This is a genomic window from Promicromonospora sp. Marseille-Q5078, assembly GCF_050315395.1.
Lineage (GTDB): Bacteria > Actinomycetota > Actinomycetes > Actinomycetales > Cellulomonadaceae > Isoptericola.
The window spans coordinates 359,734-379,139 of record NZ_JBNPQG010000001.1; the positions used below are offsets into that span (position 1 = coordinate 359,734).

At 73.2% G+C, this 19,406-nt stretch carries 18 protein-coding genes and 2 pseudogenes; 8 read left to right on the top strand and 12 right to left on the bottom strand.

Annotated elements, in window-relative coordinates:
• Positions 1-51: 51 nt before the first annotated feature.
• The 6 genes and pseudogenes from ACQFYA_RS01635 to ACQFYA_RS01660 form a co-directional block, all read right to left on the bottom strand.
• Positions 52-1,500, bottom strand: a complete 1,449-nt coding sequence (locus ACQFYA_RS01635) for a pectate lyase family protein (protein WP_499120918.1) — start codon at positions 1,498-1,500, stop codon at positions 52-54.
• Positions 1,501-1,714: 214 nt separating this feature from the next.
• On the bottom strand, positions 1,715-2,626 hold the full coding sequence (locus tag ACQFYA_RS01640; RefSeq protein ID WP_499120920.1) for a hypothetical protein: 912 nt from the start codon (positions 2,624-2,626) through the stop codon (positions 1,715-1,717).
• A 61-nt stretch (positions 2,627-2,687) separates the two neighbouring features.
• Positions 2,688-3,290 carry a DUF6318 family protein gene (locus ACQFYA_RS01645; protein ID WP_499120922.1) on the bottom strand — a complete coding sequence of 201 codons (603 nt, stop codon included), beginning with the start codon at positions 3,288-3,290 and terminating at the stop codon, positions 2,688-2,690.
• 127 nt (positions 3,291-3,417) lie between these two features.
• Positions 3,418-4,032 (bottom strand): FAD-dependent monooxygenase, encoded by a 615-nt coding sequence (locus tag ACQFYA_RS01650; protein WP_499120924.1) that lies wholly within the window; start codon positions 4,030-4,032, stop codon positions 3,418-3,420.
• A gap of 101 nt (positions 4,033-4,133) precedes the next feature.
• Positions 4,134-4,580, bottom strand: a pseudogene (locus ACQFYA_RS01655) (FAD-dependent oxidoreductase); the annotation flags it as partial.
• Between the two features lie 4 nt (positions 4,581-4,584).
• The gene (locus ACQFYA_RS01660; RefSeq protein WP_499120926.1) at positions 4,585-4,887 is read right to left on the bottom strand and encodes a putative quinol monooxygenase; all 303 of its coding nucleotides are present in this window, start codon (positions 4,885-4,887) and stop codon (positions 4,585-4,587) included.
• A gap of 115 nt (positions 4,888-5,002) precedes the next feature.
• Here ACQFYA_RS01660 and ACQFYA_RS01665 point away from each other — a divergent pair.
• Positions 5,003-6,128: pseudogene (locus ACQFYA_RS01665) on the top strand (FAD-dependent oxidoreductase).
• Between the two features lie 62 nt (positions 6,129-6,190).
• Here the strand turns inward: ACQFYA_RS01665 and ACQFYA_RS01670 are convergent.
• The 4 genes from ACQFYA_RS01670 to ACQFYA_RS01685 all read right to left on the bottom strand — a co-directional run bounded on the left by ACQFYA_RS01670 (position 6,191) and on the right by ACQFYA_RS01685 (position 10,830).
• Positions 6,191-7,564 (bottom strand): APC family permease, encoded by a 1,374-nt coding sequence (locus ACQFYA_RS01670; RefSeq protein ID WP_499120928.1) that lies wholly within the window; start codon positions 7,562-7,564, stop codon positions 6,191-6,193.
• Positions 7,565-7,721: 157 nt separating this feature from the next.
• Complete coding sequence (locus tag ACQFYA_RS01675) at positions 7,722-8,558, bottom strand: MBL fold metallo-hydrolase (protein WP_499120931.1); 837 nt, start codon at positions 8,556-8,558, stop codon at positions 7,722-7,724.
• Between the two features lie 171 nt (positions 8,559-8,729).
• Positions 8,730-9,356, bottom strand: coding sequence for a response regulator transcription factor (locus tag ACQFYA_RS01680; protein ID WP_499120933.1), 627 nt, complete (start codon positions 9,354-9,356; stop codon positions 8,730-8,732).
• Positions 9,357-9,420: 64 nt separating this feature from the next.
• Entirely contained in the window at positions 9,421-10,830 is a 1,410-nt protein-coding gene (locus ACQFYA_RS01685) for a sensor histidine kinase (protein ID WP_499120936.1), read from the bottom strand.
• 190 nt (positions 10,831-11,020) lie between these two features.
• Here ACQFYA_RS01685 and ACQFYA_RS01690 point away from each other — a divergent pair, with 190 nt between their 5' ends.
• Entirely contained in the window at positions 11,021-11,806 is a 786-nt protein-coding gene (locus ACQFYA_RS01690) for a DUF4352 domain-containing protein (RefSeq protein ID WP_499120938.1), read from the top strand.
• Between the two features lie 85 nt (positions 11,807-11,891).
• On the opposite strand, the gene ACQFYA_RS01695 is transcribed toward ACQFYA_RS01690, so the two are convergent.
• Positions 11,892-12,692: a hypothetical protein gene (locus ACQFYA_RS01695; protein WP_499120941.1), complete on the bottom strand. Its 801-nt coding sequence runs from the start codon at positions 12,690-12,692 to the stop codon at positions 11,892-11,894.
• A gap of 263 nt (positions 12,693-12,955) precedes the next feature.
• Between ACQFYA_RS01695 and ACQFYA_RS01700 the strand changes: the two genes are divergently transcribed.
• On the top strand, positions 12,956-13,882 hold the full coding sequence (locus ACQFYA_RS01700; RefSeq protein WP_499120943.1) for an oxygenase MpaB family protein: 927 nt from the start codon (positions 12,956-12,958) through the stop codon (positions 13,880-13,882).
• Here ACQFYA_RS01700 and ACQFYA_RS01705 read toward each other — a convergent pair.
• Positions 13,872-14,648 (bottom strand): helix-turn-helix transcriptional regulator, encoded by a 777-nt coding sequence (locus ACQFYA_RS01705; RefSeq protein ID WP_499120945.1) that lies wholly within the window; start codon positions 14,646-14,648, stop codon positions 13,872-13,874. The genes ACQFYA_RS01700 and ACQFYA_RS01705 overlap by 11 nt on opposite strands.
• 48 nt (positions 14,649-14,696) lie before the next feature.
• Here ACQFYA_RS01705 and ACQFYA_RS01710 point away from each other — a divergent pair, with 48 nt between their 5' ends.
• The 5 genes from ACQFYA_RS01710 (at position 14,697) to ACQFYA_RS01730 (ending at position 19,340) form a co-directional block, all read left to right on the top strand.
• Positions 14,697-15,161 carry a DUF2000 family protein gene (locus ACQFYA_RS01710; protein ID WP_499120947.1) on the top strand — a complete coding sequence of 155 codons (465 nt, stop codon included), beginning with the start codon at positions 14,697-14,699 and terminating at the stop codon, positions 15,159-15,161.
• Between the two features lie 144 nt (positions 15,162-15,305).
• The gene (locus ACQFYA_RS01715; RefSeq protein ID WP_499120950.1) at positions 15,306-16,298 is read left to right on the top strand and encodes a carbohydrate ABC transporter permease; all 993 of its coding nucleotides are present in this window, start codon (positions 15,306-15,308) and stop codon (positions 16,296-16,298) included.
• Positions 16,295-17,149, top strand: coding sequence for a carbohydrate ABC transporter permease (locus ACQFYA_RS01720; RefSeq protein WP_499120953.1), 855 nt, complete (start codon positions 16,295-16,297; stop codon positions 17,147-17,149). The genes ACQFYA_RS01715 and ACQFYA_RS01720 overlap by 4 nt, the downstream gene beginning before the upstream one ends.
• A 56-nt stretch (positions 17,150-17,205) precedes the next feature.
• Complete coding sequence (locus ACQFYA_RS01725) at positions 17,206-18,561, top strand: ABC transporter substrate-binding protein (RefSeq protein WP_499120955.1); 1,356 nt, start codon at positions 17,206-17,208, stop codon at positions 18,559-18,561.
• Positions 18,558-19,340, top strand: coding sequence for a glycerophosphodiester phosphodiesterase (locus tag ACQFYA_RS01730; protein ID WP_499120958.1), 783 nt, complete (start codon positions 18,558-18,560; stop codon positions 19,338-19,340). The genes ACQFYA_RS01725 and ACQFYA_RS01730 overlap by 4 nt, the downstream gene beginning before the upstream one ends.
• The last annotated feature ends 66 nt before the right edge of the window (positions 19,341-19,406 follow it).

Here is a 19,406-nt window from a genome sequence, read left to right on the forward strand (position 1 = left end):
CGACTCAATTTCCGGGTTCGCCGACGGCGGACTCGCCCGCGGACGCGCGGGTCAGCGGGTGGACGGGGTGGGGACGGAGAGGGTCCCAGCGCCGGTCGCGGTGCGCGCGTGTCGTTCCACCGCGGATGCCGTGGTGAGCGGCTCGTACGCGTACGGCGGCACCCAGTCCACGGTCGCCGTGAAGCCGGCCGTCGCCCAGTCGGGCAGCGGTTCGCCGGTCGAGGCCGCCTCCGCGACGCGCTCGTCGTACTGCGTCGCAGCGATCGACTCCAGGTCGACGGGGCGCTGCTTGAACCACGAGCCCTCGTCCGCGAAGCGGGTCGCGTTCCACACGCTCACGGCGACCGTGGCGTCCGCTCCCGGTCCCGTGTAGTCGAACGAGTTGCGCTCGGAGAACACCTGGGACTCGTAGCCGAGGCCGATGAAATAGTCGTACCCACCGTCGACGGCGGCCGCGCTGGTCATCGGCGACTCCGGGTCGTTGACCCGGCCGAGAAAGTAGTTGTTCACCACGTGCACCTGCCCGAACCGGACCCGCGGGGAGCGCTGCCCGACGCCGTCGAAGAAGTTGCCCATGTAACTGACGTTCAGGTGCCCGCGCTCCTTGTCCCCGTGCTCGTCACCGGAGGCCAGCATCATCGCCTTGTCGTGGTTGGTGATCAGTGAGTTGCTGACGGTGATGAAGTCCGAGCCGTCTTCGATGTCGAACAGGCCGTCGTGCCGGTTCGCCGGCTCGCCGTCGGGCCCGAGCGGGGCGTCGCGGTCGAGATGCTTGCCGTCGGTGAGGGTGACGTGGTCCACCCAGACGTTGGTCGAGGTGACAGCGGACATGGCGTCGAACCGCGCGTCCCAGGTGCTGCCGGGCTGGTCCCACCAGGTGAAGTAGTCGACCGGAGCCTCGACCGTCACGTTGCGGATCACCACGTTGTGCGCCAGGTGCAGCATGATGGTGGCCTGGTCGAACCCGGCGTCGTCGCCGAGGCCCACGATCGTGGTGTTGCTCGGGATCTTCAGTTCGGTCTGCGACTTCATCGCCCGGCTCCCGTTGACACGCAGTCGCCGCTGGTCGCCGCAGTAGTCGTGCAGCCCGTCGCTCCAGCCTTCGAGGCCGAAGCAGCTGAGGAACTTCGTGAAGTCGTAGCCGGGCGCGAAGTCCTGCTCGCCCAGCAGGGTGCCGTCGTCGGCCTCGTTGCCGTGCACGGTGCCCGAGACGTAGACGATCTTGGGCGCGTCCCGGTCGCCCCGGTTGTCGAGCGCGGCGAGCAGCTCCTGGCGGTTGCTGACCGTGTACGTCGACTCGGTGTCGGCTCCGGCGCCGCCGTCCGTGCCGCCGTTCTCCGAGGCCCAGCCCGGAGCCTCGTCGGTCGTGCTGAACGTGCGGCCGGGGGGCGAGTCGGGACCCGCGGTGGCGGTGGGCGCGGCGGTGAGGGCGCCGGCCGCGGTAGCGGCGGCAAGGGTGAGGGCACCGAGAGTGGTGCCTAGCCTGCGGCGGACGAGCATCGGGTGGACCTTTCGCGACGTCGGGAAGGGGTCCATCCATCGCAGCGACGGGAACTCATCATCGAGAAACCGGTTACCGAGACGGTGGTGACAGCACCCTAACCATCGAGCGTGCGTCGTGCGCTGGAACCACCCTGCGGACGCGGCCATGCGCCGCGCGTCCCACGCCGAAACGGCACGTGCCGTCGCCGGGGCTGCCGCCCTGTGGCGGCGGTCAGCAGGTGCCGGCGCCCTCGAGGTCGGCGCAGACCAGGCGGGTGCGGGCCTCGGTGACGGTGGTCGGCTCCGTGGTGCTCGTCGTCGAGATCGTGCCGGGGATGTCGGTCCAGGTGCTGGTGCCCTGGACGCGGAAGCGGCCCTGCCAGGTGGTGGTGAGCGAGACCGCGACGCCGGCGCGGTACGTGTTGCCGTGGTCGTCGACGGCGGTGCCCGCGTCCGCGCCGGGCGTGCCGAGCCGGCTGTACGTGTGCCCGACCCACGAGGCGTCAGGCGTCGGGTCGCCCTCCTGCCACGCCTCCCCGGGGCTCGTGGTGGTGAGGGTGCTGCCACTCGGGGAGAACGGGTCGTCGAAGTTCCACGTGAACTCGGCCGGCTCCGCGCGGATGACGACCGGCACGCCCAGCAGCGTCACCCCGCGGTCCTGCGGCGTCGCGGTGGTGTAGGCGGGGTAGTGCACGTTCACCACCATCGGCGGGTTGCCCTGCAGCGTCGCCACCGGGGCAGAGATCTTCATCGACCGGAACTCGCGCCGCGCCTGCTCGGCGATGTCCGCGGGCGTGATGCACTCGTCGTCCGACAGCTGCTCCGGGTCGCCGTACGTGCCGTCGTCCTGCACGCGCTGCACCCAGAGGGCATCGAGGGCGAACTCCCCGTCGTCGCACGGCTTGGTGATCTCAGCGACGTCCTTGCCCTCAGGGCACGCGCCCTGCGCCGTGACGATCCCGCTGAGCGCATCCAGCTCGGCACCCAGCGTCGCGCACGTCACCGCGTCGGTGCGGGCGTAGCGGTCCTGGGGCTCGTCGGACGTGGGCTCGCGCCCATTGGCGGTCTGGGTCCAAGCGTCACTGGAACTCTCGACGGTCAAACTGTCGGCATCATTGTCCGTCTTGCCCTCGTAGTCCGGCACGTCAGCAGAGCCTGCGAGGAGCGCGATCACCAAGAAAACGCCCGTCGAGATCCGCGTCACGTCAATGCTCCTTGTCGTTCACGACTCCGACAATGACCCAATCGCCCGACTTCTGCGCTACTTCAACCCGTGACTTCGCAACCACCGCGGCCTGAGATGCTATCTCTTCGCCATTCGAGTCGGTGATCGTCCACGGTTTCTCTGACGTCTCCACGTCGATCGGCCAGATACCTGTGGCGGCGTCCTGCTCGTAAGTGTGGAGAATTTTGACTGTAGTGCTGCCACCCTCAAAAACGTCGCCGCGATCGGCAATTGTTCTCGCCTGGTCAAGGCGGTCGTCACAGAAGCCGCAGGCCTTTCCTGACATCGCTTCCCATTCGGCGGTGTCGTTGGTCTTCATGATGTAGTCGTCGAGCTCGAGGAAGTACACCGCAGCGGCTTCGGCCCCGGCAGGGCCGTCGTCGTCCATCTCCTTGGGCCGCTCGGGTGCGACGACCACGGCGGTCGAGCTCGGGGATGGAGACGCCGAGGCGTCGGTGCTCGCGCTGGTGGCCGTCGGCTCTGGCGACGGTGTCGCGGGCGCGGCGTCGTCGCAGCCGGCGGCGAGGAGCGCGGCGGCAGCGGCGATGGAGGTGGCGGCGAGGATGGCCCTGGTGCGGGTCATGACGGGGCTCCCTGTCGGCGGTGACGTCGCGGTCACTGTAGGGCAATCCGTCAGATGGTTGCCCGGGAGTCTGTGGACAACCGTGTCGCCGCAGGTCGAGGCCCGGCAGCGCGTGCTCAGCGGGTGGTCAGGACTCCGGCGGACGCCAGCTCATGACCGGACGCAGTGCGCGGGCGCCGAGCGCCTCCGTCCACCGGCCGAGCGCGCGCATGCCGGCGTCGCGGGCTGCAGTGGCGGCCGCCGACGTCCACAGGGTCGGCCCGGCGACCCGCGCCGACATCCGCATCACCTTCTCCACCCGCGGACGCCGCTCGGCCGACCAGCGCTGCAGCGCCGCCGCCACGTCGTCGTGCGGGCGGACGCGCGCACCGAGCACCACGGCGTCCTCGAGCGCCTGGCACCCGCCCTGCCCGAGGTTCGGCAACATCGCGTGGGCGGCGTCGCCGACGAGCGCGACCCGCCCGGCCGCGAGGGACGCCGGGGGAGCGGGCAGGTGGCGCAGCTCGTGCCGCAGCGCCGTGCCGTCGTCGACCGACGCGAGCAGCGCGGGGATCGGGTCGGGCCAGCCGGCGAGGCGTGCGCGCAGCTCGTCGAGGTCGGCGGGGACGCCCGCGGCGTCGGCCACCGACACGTACGCGTAGACCCGGCCGTCGGCGAGCGGCGCGACGCCCACGACGATCCCCCGCCCCCACGTCTCCGAGCCGACGGCGCCCGGGACCGGCGGGGGGTGGCGACCCGCCACGCCGTCGACCCGCCCGCGACCGGGCCCGGTGCGCTCGCCCACCAGCGCGTGCGGGTGGGCGACCCTATGCCGTCCGCCGCGACCACGAGGTCCGCGTCGACGTCGCCGTCCGGCATCGCGACGCGCGCCGGCCGCGTCGTCGTGCCCGGGTCGGTGACGACCGCCGCCGTGCCGAGCCGCAGCGACCTGTCCGGCAGCGCGCCCGCGAGGAGGTCGACCAGCTGGGCGCGGTGCAGCAGCAGCGTGCGCTCGCCGAACAGCGACGTCGCCTCCTCCGCCCGGCCGCGCAGCAGCCACCGCCCGTCGGGTCGACGCACCCCGATCTCGCCCTGCAGCGCCGCCAGCTCGCGCGTCGCGTCCCCGACGCCCAGGGCGTCGAGCGACCGCACCGCGTTCGGCGCGACGGCGATCCCCGCGCCCACCGGGTCCAGCGACGTCGCGCGCTCGACGACCGTCACCGCCCACCCGCGGCGCGCCAGCGCCACGCCCGACGCCAGGCCGCCGATGCCGCCGCCGATCACGACGGCGGTGCGTGAGGTCCCCGGCATCGCGTCAGCCCCGCAGCGGCGAGCCGACGACGGTGAAGTCGAAGCCGCCGAAGTCGCCCGAGAGCAGCGGCCGCGCCGCCGCGATGGATGCCTGCACGTTCGGGAGCTGCAACGACGCGCGGTGCGCCTCGGCCGACGTCCACAGCTCGGCGACGAACACCGTGTCCGGGTGGTCGTCGCTGACGCCGACCTCGTAGAGCAGACACCCCGCGTCCGCCAGCTCCGTGCTGCGCTGCGTGAGGTGCGCGACCAGCTCGTCGCGCTTGCCGGGGGTGGCGCCGAGGGTGCCGACGTTGGCGTAGGTCATGGGTCGTGACGCTAGCCCAGCGCGGGGACACCGTCCCGGTGGGCCGGGCCACACCCCGTCCCGGAATCCCGTTCGCGGGCAGCACGTTGCCCGAGACGTGACGACGATCGAGGCCATGCCGCGGGCGGCGGACGTCGTCGTGATCGGCGCCGGTCAGGCCGGCCTGTCCGCGGCCTACCACCTGCGGCGGCGGGGGTTCGTCCCCGCGACCGGGCCGGCGTCCGGCGAGCTCACGTCCCTCGTGCTCGACGCCGAGGGCGGTCCCGGGGGAGCGTGGCGGCACCGGTGGCGCTCGCTGCGGATGAGCACCGTGAACGGCATCCACGACCTGCCCGGCATCGAGCAGCCGGCCGTCGAGCCCGAGGCGGCGAGCGTCGACGTGCTGCCCGCCTACTTCGGCGACTACGAGCACGAGCTGGGCCTGGCCGTCGCTCGACCGGTCCGGGTGCGTCGTGTCGAGCGGGCCGACGAGCACGACGGCCCCGGCGGCGACCTGCTCGTCCGGTGGGAGGGCGCCGGCCGGACCGGCACCGTGGCCGCCCGGGCGATCGTCAACGCGACCGGCACGTGGTCCAAGCCGTTCTGGCCGGCCTACCCGGGACAGGAGACGTTCCGTGGCCGCCAGCTGCACACCGCCGACTACGTCCGCGCGGAGGACTTCGCCGGGCAGCGCGTCGCCGTCGTCGGGGGCGGTATCTCCGCCGTGCAGCTGCTCGAGGAGGTCTCCCACGTGGCGCGGACGTTCTGGTTCACGCGACGCGAGCCCGTGTGGCGCGACTCCTTCGACTCCCAGGACGGGGCGCGGGCCGTCGCGATGGTCGCCGACCGGGTGCGCGAGGGGCTGCCGCCGCTGAGCGTCGTCCGTCACCGGCCTCATCAAGACGCCGTCGCTCCTCGCGGCGGAGGCGCGCGGCGTGCTCGACCGGCGGCCCATGTTCACCCGCATCGAGCCCGACGGCGTCGTCACGCCCGACGGCGAGCTGGTCCCCGTCGACGTCATCCTCTGGAACACCGGCTTCCGCGCCGCCCTCGACCACCTGCGGCCGCTGCACCTGCGCACCGCGGGCGGTGGCATCCGCATGGACGGCACGCAGGTGGACGGCGAGCCGCGCGTGCACCTCATCGGCTACGGCCCGTCCGCCTCCACCGTCGGCGCCAACCGCGCCGGCCGCGACGCCGTCCACCGGATCGCGCGGTACCTCCGGACCTCCGACCCGCGCCCGTCGTCGTCCAGGGGGTAGCACCCCGCGAGAGGTCCGTCATGACCGCGACGTCGGAGGGCGTCCGGGGATCGTCGAGCACCTCAGGAGGGACCGACCGGCCCTTGCCGGTCGGGTCCCGGAGCGTGCGTCGTCGTGTCCTGGCGGCGGTTGCCGCGCACGAGCATGATGACCAGGCCGAGGACGAGCCATCCGGCGGCGACCTCCAGGGCGAGGTGGCTGGCCAGGACGAGCACGGTGACGACGATCGCCAGGCCGACGACGGGGACGACCGTGTGGAGGACGCGGCGGTCGGTGCGCCGTCCGACCACGTAGTAGCCGATCACGGCGACGTGCAGGAAGACGAACGCGGTCAGGGCGCCGACCGTGACCATCGAGGACAGCAGGTCGAGGCCGTCGGGCTTGACCGCGGCCGCGACGGCGATGACGAGCGTCGCGACCGCCGAGACCAGGATCGCGAGCCGGGGGACGCCGGTCCGGGGGCTCACGGCCCCGAGCCGGGCCGGCAGCTGCCCGTCGCGCGCCATCCCGTACATGAGGCGGCTCACCGCGGCCTGCGCGACGAGCGCGGACAGCACGGGGCCGATCGCCCGCGCCGTCGTGACGGTCGTGCCGAGCCACGACCCCATCTGATCGCTGATCGTGGTGTAGAAGATCGTGCCCTGCTCGTCGGGGTTCGCGGCCAGCTCGGTCGGGGTCGTCGTCGTCAGGAGCGCCCCCAGGTACGTCTGGAGCACGAAGAGGGCCCCGGCGAGGACGAGGCAGAAGATCAGGGCCCGGCCGATCTGCCGCGGGGACCCGGTGCTCTCCTCGGCGAACGTGGCGATCGCGTCGAAACCCAGGAACGCGAGGGCCGCCACCGAGACCGCGCCGAGCGTGCCGACGAGAGTGAACCCGTCGAGCCCGGTCAGCGGGGACAGCCACGGCCTGGCCGGGCCGTCGTGCACCAGGACGACGACGGCGCCGACGCAGAAGACGGCGAGCACCAGGATCTCCACGGCCAGGGCGACGAACCCCACCGTCGCCGCGAGCTTCACCCCGCCGAGGTTCAGGGCCGTGATGAGCAGCACCGCCGCCGTCGTGAACACCCAGACCGGCACGGAGGGGAACAGGGCGTGGCTGGCGATGCCGGTGAACAGCGCGGCCAGGCTCGGGATGAACAGGTAGTCCAGACCGATCATCCATCCGGCCATGAAACCCGATTGCCGCCCCAGCCCCGCGGTCGCGTAGGCCGAGACCGACCCTGCCTTCGGGACCGCGACGGACATGCGCGCGTACGACCAGGCGGTGAACGACATCGCCACGGTCGCGACGAGGAAGACGAGTGCGACCGCGCCGTTGCTGCGTGCGTCCAGCACGCCGAAGGTGCCCATCGGCGCGGTCGGGCCGATGAACAGCAGGCCGTAGACGATGAGGTGCCGCAGGGACAGGCTCCGGTGGAGCTGTCCCTCCGGCACAGCGGCTGTGGGAACACTCTTCGCAGGGCGGGGCTCGGTGGACGCGGGAATCAGCTCCTCGGCAGCTCGTGGACTGGCTGCCAGCGTAGGACGACCGTGGCGCGCCGCACTGCGCAGCCCGCTCGACGAGCAGCGCGAGCTGCACCCCGCGGTGCGCCTACTCCGGCGTCCCGGCGGCCTCGCGCCGGCGGGCGACGCTCTGGGCCTGCCCCTCGTGGATGTCGCTCACCCACTCCCAGCCGGGCCTGGCCGACGGGCCGATCCTCGGGTCGTCCGGCACTCTGCCGTCCCGCAGGGCGTCCAGGTACGCGCGGTCCTGGGCGATCCGTGCGCGCAGCTCGTCAGCCCCGCCGACCGCCCCGTGGCCAGGAACCACGGCATCGACGTCGCCGGCCACCTGCTCCAGCAGGTCCAGCCCCCGCAGATAGTCGCCGATCGGGTCGTTCGTGTCGTCGAAGTCGTCGAGCATCGGGACGAAGACGTCCGAGAGCATGTCGCCGGCCGCGAGAACGCGGTGCTCCTCGATCAGCAGCGCCGCATGGCCGGGGGAGTGTGCCGGGTGCTCGACGACCCGGACGCGGGGACCGTCCCACGGGATGCGCTTCGTCCCGGCCGGGAGACCGGTGACGAGGCCGAACCCGTCGAGCAGAACGTCCCCGGCGATCTCCGGCGGCAGCCCCTCGGCGACGCGGGCCTTCCAGCCCGGGGCCGACAGCAGGTGCTGCAGATCGGCTGCGCAGCGGGCTGTGCCGTACCGGGGCGCGTCGCCGAGCGCGGCGTGCCAGAGCACGTGGTCCCAGTCGGGGTGCGTCGCGAAGCCCGCCACCACCGGCTCGCCCAGGTCGCGAAGGTCGTTCGCGAGGCACGTCAGCTCGTCGCCCGTGAGCCCGGGGTCGACGAGGAGCACGCCGCGACGGCCTTGCACGACGACGGCGTTGTTCTGCAGCAGCTCGCTCTGGTGCGCCCACACACCGTCAGCGACCCGCGTCAGCACGGCGTGTCCTCGAGCCGCGTGTGCGGGGTGGGCGCGACCGTGGTCGTCATCGGGGTCTCCCGTCTGGTTGCCGCGGAGACGACCCTGCTGGACGTCCCGCGTGACGACGTGACCGCCGTGCAGGGCGGAACTCATCGCTGCTCGGGCGCCACGGGAGCAGTGGCCGACGTCTCACTGCGCTCGGTCCACCAGCAGGGCCAGCTGCACGCGGTTGACGCCCAGGCGTGAGGTGGCGCGGGTGAGGTGCGTCTTGACGGTGGCCTCGCCGAGGAACAGCTGCTGCGCGATGTCGGCGTTGGACAGCCCCTCGGCGACGCGCCGCGCGATCTCCAGCTCCCGCGGGGTGAGCTGCGCCAGCGCCTCGCGGGCGTCGCGCTGCCCGCGCGCGGCAGGGCGGGCGCCGACCTGCTCCATGACGACCCGCGCGGCCCGCGGCGACAGGGCTCCCTCGCCGGTCGCGACGGATCGGACGGCGGCGACGAGCTCGTCCGGCCCGGAGTCCTTGGCCAGGAACCCGGAGGCCCCGGCGTGCACGGCGTCGAGGATGGCGGACTCGGTGTCGAACGAGGTCATGGCGATGACGGCGGGCGCGGACGGCAGCGCGACGACGGCGGCGGTGGCGCGGACGCCGTCCATCCGCTCCATCCGCAGGTCCATGAGGACGACGTCGGGGTGATGCGCCTGCACGGCGGGGACGACCTCGTCGCCGTCCGCCGCCTCCGCGACCACCTCGAGCCCGCTCTTGGTCAGGATGGTCCGCAGGAACCCGCGCACCATCGCGTCGTCGTCGACGATCATCACCCTCACCACACGGCGACCCTAGCCAGGGACGGGGACAACCGCGGCGCAGGTCGCGGGCCGACTACGCGTCCGGCGTCACGACCCACGGCAGGTGCGCGCGCACCTGGAACCCGCCGTCGTCGAGCGGGCCGGCGTCGAACGAGCCGCCGAGTGCCTCGCACCGCTCGCGCATCCCGGGGATGCCGGAGCCCCCGCCGGGCACGCCGGCGGGCAGGCCCGGGGCGGCGGCGCCGTTGCGCACGACGACGTCCATCCCGGCACCGGGGCGCGCGCGGACGGAGACGTCCACGCGAGTGCCGGGCGCGTGCTTGGCGGCGTTGGTCAGCGACTCCTGCACCACGCGGTAGACGGCCCGGGTCAGCACGGGCGGGGCGGCCTCGGCGTCGGTGACGAACACCGTGGCGGTGACGTCGACGCCCCGTCCGCGGGCGCCGTCGAGCAGCTCGGCCAGGTCGCCGAGGGAGGGCGCGGCGCCGGAGTACTCCTCGGCCCCGTCGCGCAGGGACCTGATGAGGGTGCGCATCTCCTCGAGCGCGCGGTGCGCGGACGACCGCATCGACCGCGCGGCCTCCCCGACGCCGGGGTCGTCGGACGACACCTCCAGCGACGCCGCCTCCAGGGACACGAGCGACAGCTGGTGCGCCACGGTGTCGTGCATCTCGCGCGCGATGAGGTCGCGCTCCTCCTGACGGGTGAGCTCGGTGCGCAGCGCCTCGGACTCGGCCCGCAGGTGGTCGGCGCGCCGCGCCTCGACCGTGGCCTCCTGCCGGGCGACGTCGACGTCGGCGTTGGCCCGCAGGAGCCGGCGCAGCAGCCCGGCGCCGACGGAGACGGCGAGCCCGAGCACGCCGAGCACCGTGTACCCCACGGGCGACATGTACGAGGTGGCGCCGTTGTCGAGCGCCACGGAGAAGATCACCTGGAGCTCGCTCGTGGCGTCGCGCCAGAACGTGACGAGCAGGGCGAGCGCCGTCGCGCCGCCGCACAGCAGGCTGCGCCGCAGGTCCGTCCGGGCGATCACCCAGGGGAGCGCGATGAGCGGCGCGACGGCACCCAGCGGCCCGACGACGCCGACCGCGGCGGTCGCGAGGCACACCAGGACCGGGCGCGACGTCCGCCACCACATGGCGGCCCCCACCCCCAGGGCGACGACGAACCACAGCAACGCGAGGGCGACCTCGCCGCCGCCGAGGTCGTCCACCGGGGTGGCGAAGGCGATCCCGACCATCGCGCAGGACCACGCCAGGACCATGGCGCCGATGGTGCCCGCGACGCTCCAGAACCGGCGCGCGGGCGAGCGGCGGGGCGTCGGCCCGGCGGGCGTCGGCGAGGCCGGCGGGGTCAGCGGCGCGTACGGGGCCGGGCTGTACGGGGCGTGGCCGTGCGGCGTCGGGTCGTAGGGCGTCGGGCCGCCGGGCGCGCCCGACGGCGGTGCGCCGTACGGGTCGGCGGGGTTCGGCGGCGGATACATGCGGGCAGCGTACGGCGGCGGTCGCGCGGCCGCCGTCCCCCGATCGGCTCGACGTCGGGTGATCCGGGTCCACCGTTCGGCTCGCCCGGACGAGCCGCGAAGGGGATCCGCCGGGGTGGCCTCGCGGCCGACGATCGTGCCGTTCCGATCGACACCCAGCCCCCGCGGCAGCCATCGTCCAGGAGTCCTCATGACCACGCCCCAGCCCGACCCCACCCCGCAGCAGCCCGTCCAGCAGCCGGCGCAGCCTCCGTACGGCCCGCCCCAGCCCGGTCAGCAGATGCCCTACGGCGCGCCGCAGGGCTGGGTGCCGCAGCCGCAGATGCCGCCGGCCCCGGAGAAGCGCAAGAGCTGGTTCGCCCGCCACAAGGTGCTCACCGGGCTGGGCGCGGCCGTCGTCCTCGTCGTCATCGCGAGCAACCTGGGCGGCGGGGGCGACGACGGCGGCACCGGCGTCGCGCAGGACGACGACGCGGCGACGGCGCAGCAGGCCGAGGCCGGCTCGGACGCCGCCGAGAACGCGGTGGCGGACGACGCGGAGAAGACCGAGGCGACCGAGAAGGAGGAGAAGAGCGAGAAGCTGCCCGCCGTCGGCGACAAGGTTCGCGACGGCAAGTTCGAGTTCACGGTGACCGAGCTCGAGGACGGCGTGCAGCAGGTCGGCGACGAGTTCCTCAACGAGAAGGCGCAGGGCCAGTTCGTCCTCGTCCACATGACGGTGAAGAACATCGGCGACGAGGCCCAGCTCTTCGACGGGAGCAGCCAGAACCTCGTCGACACGAAGGGGCGCACGCACTCGGCCGACTCCGAGGCGGGCATCTACCTCGACGAGTCCAACTCGTTCCTCAACGAGATCAACCCCGGCAACAAGGTGGACGGGGTCGTCGTCTTCGACATCCCGAAGAACGCCACCCCGGCGACCCTCGAGCTGCACGACTCGATGTTCTCCGGCGGTGTGCAGGTCGCGGTGAAGTGACGCCCGCGACGCCTTGACCGTCCCTGCCCGTCCGCCGTACTCCCTGACGGCCGACGGGCAGGGACGCCCTGCGCTGCTCGGTGCGTCAGCCGATCTTCACGAACGACACGTCGGCGGCGACGGTGTAGTTGCCCTCACCGGTCGAGGACTTGTCCGCGTTGTAGCCGAACGCGTAGACGGTGACCGTGGTGTCCTCCGCGACGGTGACGTACCGCGTGGCCGACGCGGTCTGCTCCAGGTCGCCGGACTCCGGGAACTCGCCCGTGAAGGCGGTGCCGAGGTCCTGGCCCCACTGCGTGCCGTCCTCGGCGCGCACCGCGAGCTGCAGCACCGGCGAGGAGGCCTGGGAGTCGTCCAGGCGGTCGAAGGCGCCGTAGGTGTTCACGAGGTACGTGCCGGCCGCCAGGTCGACGGTGTCGATCTCGGTGGCGCGCTCGGCGAACTTGCCGCCGAGGTGCGCGATCGTCTGGGGCTTGTCGGTCGTCACGTGCTGCTCGACGGAGGCGCTCGCGCCATCCTTGCCGTCGACGCCGTTCTTGCCGGTGGCACCGGTCTTGCCGGTGGCCCCGGTCTTGCCGGTCGCACCGGTCTTGCCCGTGGCACCGGTCTTGCCGGTCGCGCCCTTGAGCTTCGACTTCGCGTAGTCGGAGAGCTCGCCGTAGCCGATGGAGCCGTTCTTGATGTCGGAGCCGGTGAGCGAGCTGCTCTTGATGTCGGAGCCGGTGAGCGAGCCGTTCCTGATGTCGGCACCGGTGAGGGAGCTGTTCTTCACGTCCCCGCCGTCGAGCTGACGGGCGGCGGAGGCCGCGTTGGCGGTGCCCAGGACGGCGATGCCACCGACCAGGGCGGTGGCGGTGACGATCGGGACGATCTTGTTGATCCGCATGGCGATCAAGGTCCTTTTTCTCGAGGTCGAACACGAGCTCGACGTCGTACGGGTGACGCGAGCGACGAGAAATTAACAACGCAAGGAACCGCTTTCCAACAATCTGGCGTCATTTCACCCGACGTTCGACATATGCGGACGAATTCACCCGAGAGCAGGGGGTGAATTCTCGGCCTGCCGGCCTGTGGCCGGCTCGAGGCCTGGTAGTACGCCCGGGTGCCGCCCGACCGTTCACGGCCCACGAAGCGCGCCATACTGGCGAGATGACGACGACGGCGACGAACCCGGTGGAGCAGGTCCGGCTCCGGCTGGGCGAGATGCTGTTCGAGAAGGTCGCGGGCCCGGACGCGCACGCGGCGCGAGACCGGGTCCACCTGACGCCGGGGCCGCGCTGGTTCCCGCCGGACAGCCCGATCGCGCGGGTGCACGCGGACGCGTCCATGTTCGTGGGCGGGCTGCGGGCGCTGCTGCTGCAGTCGTTGCACCCGCTGGCGATGGCGGGGGTGGCGGGGCACTCGGGCTACCGCGGCGACCCGTGGGGCCGGCTCGAGCGCACGGCGACGTTCCTCGCGACGACGACGTTCGGCACCGCCGACGACGCCCAGGCGATGATCGACAGGGTCCGGGCGGTGCACGACCGGGTGCGCGGCAAGGCGCCGGACGGCCGCCCCTACCGGGCGGGCGACCCGCACCTGCTCGCCTGGGTGCACGCGGCGGAGGCGGACTCGTTCCTCACGGCTCACCAGCGGTTCGGGGAGCGGCCGCTCACTGCCGGCGAGGCGGACGAGTACGTGGCGCAGGTGGCGCGCGTCGCGCGGGCGCTGGGCGCCGTCGTCGTGCCGGAGACCGTGGCCGACCTGCGCGAGACGATCGATGCGTACCGCCCGGAGCTGGAGGCGTCGACGGCCGCACTGGACACGGCGCGCTTCCTGCTGCGCGAACCCCCGCTGCCGCTCCCGGCCCGCCCGCCGTACGGGCTGCTCGCGGCGGGCGCCGTCTCCTCCCTCCCGCCCTGGGCCCGCGACGCGCTGCACCTCGAGCGCGGCCTCGGCGGCCGGCTCCGCCGCGCCCTCGGCGGCCCGGCCGGGGCGCTCGCGACGCGCACCGTCCGGTGGGGGATGGGCACCTCCGAGCGCACCCGCGACTACCCCCGTGCGGGCGCCCCCGCTGAGGCGCCGCCTACGCGGTGAACGCGCCCGGCGTCGTCCCGAGGACGCGCCGGAAGTGCCGGGTCAGGTGCGACTGGTCGTGGAACCCGGCCTCGGCGGCGGCCTCCGCGGGGGAGCGACCCTGCAGCAGGAGCCGGCGGGCGCGGTCCACGCGACGCCCCGTGACGTAGCGGTGCGGGGCGATGCCGTACGCCCGGGAGAACGCGCGCACCAGGTGGCTCGGGTGCGCGCCCAGGATCCGCGCCGCCTCGGCGACGGTGAACGACTCGGTGACGCGGTCGTCGAGCAGCTCGCGCAGGCGGCGGGCCAGCGGCGTGTCGTGCGCGGCCGAGGGCGCGGCCCCCAGGTGCGCGCGCACGACCTCGCGCAGCGCGAGGACGCCGGTCTCGGCCGCCATCGCGTCGGACGGCGAGCGCAGCGCGGCGTGCACGCAGGCCAGCGTGCTCAGCGCCGTCCGGTCGGTCAGCGTGGGGTGCGCGACGGCGGCGTCCGCGGCGTCGTGCGGCAGCCAGGACTCGTCGAGGTACAGCACGCGCTTGCGGAAGGGCCGTCCGCGGACGGCGGACCGGCCGTCGTGCGGCACGTGCGGCGGCAGCAGGGTGACGGACGCCGGGACGGCGTCGTGCGGGGCGCGGTCGAGCTCGTACGCGACCGCGCCGTCGTCGACGAGCAGCACGGTCCAGTCGTCGTGGGTGTGCGCGGGGTAGGCGTGCTGCTCGAACGTCGCGTGCAGCACCTCGCGCACGAGCGGCACGTCGGGGTGCCACGCCCGCACCGACTCCGTCATGCAAGAAACGTACAAGACCGCCCGGCGGGCCCCGCGAACACTGGGACGGTGCCTCAGAACACCCTCACCACCGAGCCCGCCGCCCAGACAGGTCCTGCCCCGGTCCGCTTCGACACCAAGGTCGCCGTCGTGCTGCGCGACGACCTGCTCCCGTGGCAGGAGCTGAACGTCACGGCGTTCCTCATGAGCGGCGTCGCGACCAGCGCCCCCGACCTCACCGGGGAGCCGTACCGCGACGGCGACGGCAACGAGTACCTGCCGATGCTGCGTCAGCCCGTCGTCGTGCTGACGGCGCCCGCGGAGACGCTCGCCACCGCGCTGTCGCGGGCGCGCAGCAGGGACGTCCCGGTCGCCGTGTACACCCGGGACCTGTTCGCCACCGGTCACGACGCCGCCAACCGGGCGGCCGTCGCCGCCGTCGCGGCCGACCAGCTCGACCTCGTCGGCATCGGCGTGCGCGGGCCGCGCAACGCCGTCGACCGCATCGTCAAGGGTGCGCGCATGCATCCCTGACGCCCCGGGCGGGTGACGTCCGCGTGGCCTCCGGGAGGAGTGGATGGCCGCCCGGGTGCCGCCGCATGAACGTTCCCGGAACGCTTGGCCGGCGCCCCCGCGCACCCGGGCAAATCGGACGGAGCGGTTCCTAGAGTCGCGGCTGTGACCACCGTCGTGACCCCACGGCCGTCCGGGATCCCGGGCGCCCCGTCGGCCCGGGCGGACCGCCCGCCCGCCGGCCGACCACCCGCCACCCGCACGCGCAGCCGCCTCGGCGCGCGCCGCCGCCGGACCGCCCTGCTGTGGGCGCTGCTGCTGGCGGGGCCGAACGTGCTGCTGATCCTCGTCTTCGTCTACCGACCCCTGCTGCAGAGCCTGTACCTGTCGACCCTGCAGTGGAACCTCGGCTCCCCGTCGGCCCGCTTCGTGGGGCTCGGCAACTACGTCGAGTGGTTCTCCGCCCCCACCACGGGCCGCATCGTCACCACGACGCTCGTCTTCACGGTCGCGACCGTGGGCGGCGCGATGGTGCTGGGCCTCGGCCTCGCGCTGCTGCTCGACCGGCGGCTGAAGGCGCGCGGCGTCGCCCGCACCGTCGCGTTCGCGCCGTACGTGCTGAGCGGCTTCGCGGTGGGCATCCTCTGGCTGTTCATGTTCGACCCGCGCTACGGGCTGGTCCAGGAGGTGCTCGGCTGGGTGGGCCTCGCCTCGCCCGCCTGGTACACGGACCGCCCGTGGCCGCTGGTCATGGTGATCGTCGTCTACCTGTGGAAGAACCTCGGGTACGTCGCCCTCATCTACCTGGCCGGCCTGCAGGCCGTGCCCCAGGACCTGCGCGACGCCGCCGCGCTCGACGGCGCGTCGTCGGCCCGCACGCTGCGCTCGATCGTGCTGCCGCTGCTCACGCCGACCACGTTCTTCCTGCTCGTGACGATGATGCTCGCCTCGCTGCAGTCGTTCGACATCATCAAGGCGATGACCCAGGGCGGGCCCCTGGGCTCCACCACGACGCTCATGTACTCGGTCTACGAGGAGAGCTTCGTCAACGGCCGCGCGGGGTATGCGTCCGCCGTCGCCACCGTCCTGTTCCTCGTTCTGCTGGCCGTCACCGCGGTGCAGATGCGGTACGTCCAGCGGAAGGTGCACTACGCATGAGCGCCGCCGCGACCATGCCGGCGCCCGCCCGACGACGGTCGCCCCAGCTGGGCGGCTACCTCACGATGGCGTTCGCGACCGTGGTGCTCGGGCTGCCGCTCGTGTGGCTGCTCCTCGCGAGCCTCAAGACGCCCGAGGAGCTGTACCAGGTGCCGCTGCAGTGGCTGCCGGGATCGCCGAGCCTCGACAACTACGCGCAGGCGGCCTCCGCCGTCCCGCTCGGGCGGCTGCTGGCCAACAGCATCGGCCTGACGGTCGTGGGCGCGGGCCTCAAGGTCGCGCTCGGGCTGGCGTGCGCGTACGCGCTGGTGTTCCTCGACTTCCCGTTCAAGCGGCTCGTGTTCGGGCTGGTCATCGCGACGCTGATGATCCCGCCGCAGATCACGATCATCCCCAACTACACGCTGGTCGCGAGCCTCGGCTGGCTCAACACCTACCAGGGGATCCTCGTGCCGGGCCTGGCCAGCGCGTTCGGCACCTTCCTGTTCCGGCAGCACTTCCTCACGCTGCCCGCCTCGATCCTCGAGGCCGCGGAGCTCGACGGGGCGGGGCACTGGCGCAGGCTGTGGCGGTTCGTGGTGCCGATGAGCACGCCCACGCTCGCGGCGGTCGCGCTGGTGTCGGTCGTGACGGAGTGGAACGACTACCTGTGGCCGTTCCTCGTCGTCGACCACGTCGACACGATGACCCTCCCCGTGGGCCTCACCCTGCTGCAGAACACGGACGGCATGTCGAACTGGGGCGTGCTGCTGGCCGCCACGGTCGTCGTGACGCTGCCCATCCTGCTCGTCTTCCTGATCCTCCAGCGACGCCTCGTCGCCGGCCTCACCGCGGGCGCCGTGACGGGTTGAGCACGCCCCGCACGCTTCCCCGCACCCCACCGAACGACCCGAACCAAGGAGCACGCGTGTCCCACCGTCCCGCCCGCCGCACCCGGACCGCCGTCGCGGCGCTCGCCGCGGTCTCGGCCCTCGCCCTCACCGCCTGCGCCGGCCCGAGCGTCGGCGCCACCGGATCGTCCGACGACGCGTCGGCCGAGGCCGTCGACTGGTCGCAGGTGGAGCCTGCGAAGGAGATCACCTGGTGGAGCAACCACCCGGGCCAGTCACAGGAGCTCGAGCAGCAGCTCATCGACGAGTTCACCGCCGAGTCGGGCATCGAGGTCGACCTCGTGACCGCCGGCGCCGACTACGACGAGGTGGCGCAGCGCTTCCAGGCCGCCTCGCAGACGGACGAGCTGCCGGACCTCGTCATCGCCTCCGACGTGTGGTGGTTCCGCTACCACCTCAACGACCAGATCATGCCGGTCGACGACGTCATGGAGTACCTCGACGCCGACGCGGAGGACTTCCAGCCCGCACTGTACGCGGACTACGAGTACGACGACCAGCACTGGGCGGTCCCGTACGCCCGCTCGACGCCCCTCTTCTACTACAACAAGGACATGTGGAAGGCGGCCGGCCTGCCCGACCGCGGCCCCGAGACCTGGGACGAGCTGGTCGAGTGGGACGCGAAGGTGAAGCAGGAGGTGCCGGACGACGGCTCGACGTTCGGCCTGTCCACCGGCCCGTCGTGGGGCGCCTGGTGGTTCGAGAACATGATCTGGGGCCAGGACGGCGCCTACTCGGACGGCTTCGACCTCACCCTCGACACCCCGGAGGCGATCGCGGGCGGCGAGTTCGTGCGCGACCTGTTCCACGACTCCGGCGTGGCGACGCTCTCGGCCGACGACGCGATGGCGGACTTCTCGTCCGGCCTCGTCGCCTCGACCATCGGCTCCACGGGCTCGCTCAAGGGCGCGCTCGACGCCGCCTCGTTCGAGGTCGGCACGGCCTACCTGCCGGACGGGCCGAAGGGCGGCGGCACGCCGACCGGCGGCACCGGGCTCGCCATCCCGTCGTCCAAGACGCCGGAGGAGCAGCTCGCCGCCGCGATGTTCCTCGAGTTCCTCACGAATACCGAGAACACGGCCACGTTCTCGCAGGCCACGGGCTACATGCCGGTGCGCACGTCCGCGGTCGAGAGCGACGCGATGAAGCAGACCTACGAGCAGACGCCGCAGTTCCGCACGGCCGTCGACCAGCTCGCCGACAAGGCGCGCGTGCAGGACGACGTGCGCGTCTTCGTGCCGGGCGCCGACGCGCTGCTCAACGAGGCGCTGGAGCAGATCGTCATCGAGGACGCCGATCCAGCCTCGGCGTTCAAGGCCGTCACGCCGCGCATCGAGACAGCGTACACCGAGAACGTGGAGCCGTACCTGTGACGGGGGCGAGCGGGACGGCCGGGTCGCGCCGGCCACGCGTCGTCGCGCACCGCGGCAACAGCGTCGTCGCGCCGCAGAACACGCTCGCCGCGTTCGAGAGCGCGGCGCTCGCGGGGGCCGACGCCCTGGAGATCGACGTGCGCCTCACCGCGGACGGCGAGGTCGTCGTCATCCACGACGACACCGTGGACGCGACGACGAACGGCAGCGGCAAGCTGGCCGACCTGGAGCTGCGCGAGGTGCGGCTGCTCGACGCCGGGTCGTGGTTCTCGCCCGCGTACGCGGGGCAGCGGGTGCCGACGTTCGCCGAGGTGGTGGACCTGCTGCGCGCCCGCCCGGGCACCGACCTGCTGCTGGAGGTCAAGGGGGCGTGGACGCCGCAGGAGGTGCGGCGGGTCACCGAGCCGCTGCGCGCGGCGGGCCTCGCCGACCGGACGGTGGCGCAGAGCTTCTGGCCCGAGACGGTCGAGGCGCTGCGCGCCGCCGACCCGGAGCTGCGCCGCGGCCTGCTCGTCACCGGGGCGCGCGACGACCTCGTGGCGCGCTGTGCCGAGCTCGGCGTCGTCATGTGCAACCCGCAGGGCACGGTGCTGCGGGACGACCCGGACGTTGTCGCCCGCCTGCACGACGCTGGCCTCGCCACCGCCGTGTGGACGCTGGACGAGCCCGAGCACTGGGCCGCCGCCGTCGCCCTCGGCGTCGACGAGATCATCACCGACCGGCCGGACCGCCTCGCGGGCTGGCTGGCGGCACGTCTCGAGGGCGGTCCCCGGAGCTGATCCCCGTCGCCGTCCACCCCTCCCGGCGCGGCGGGGGACGCGCTAGCGTCCGAGGACGGCGACGAA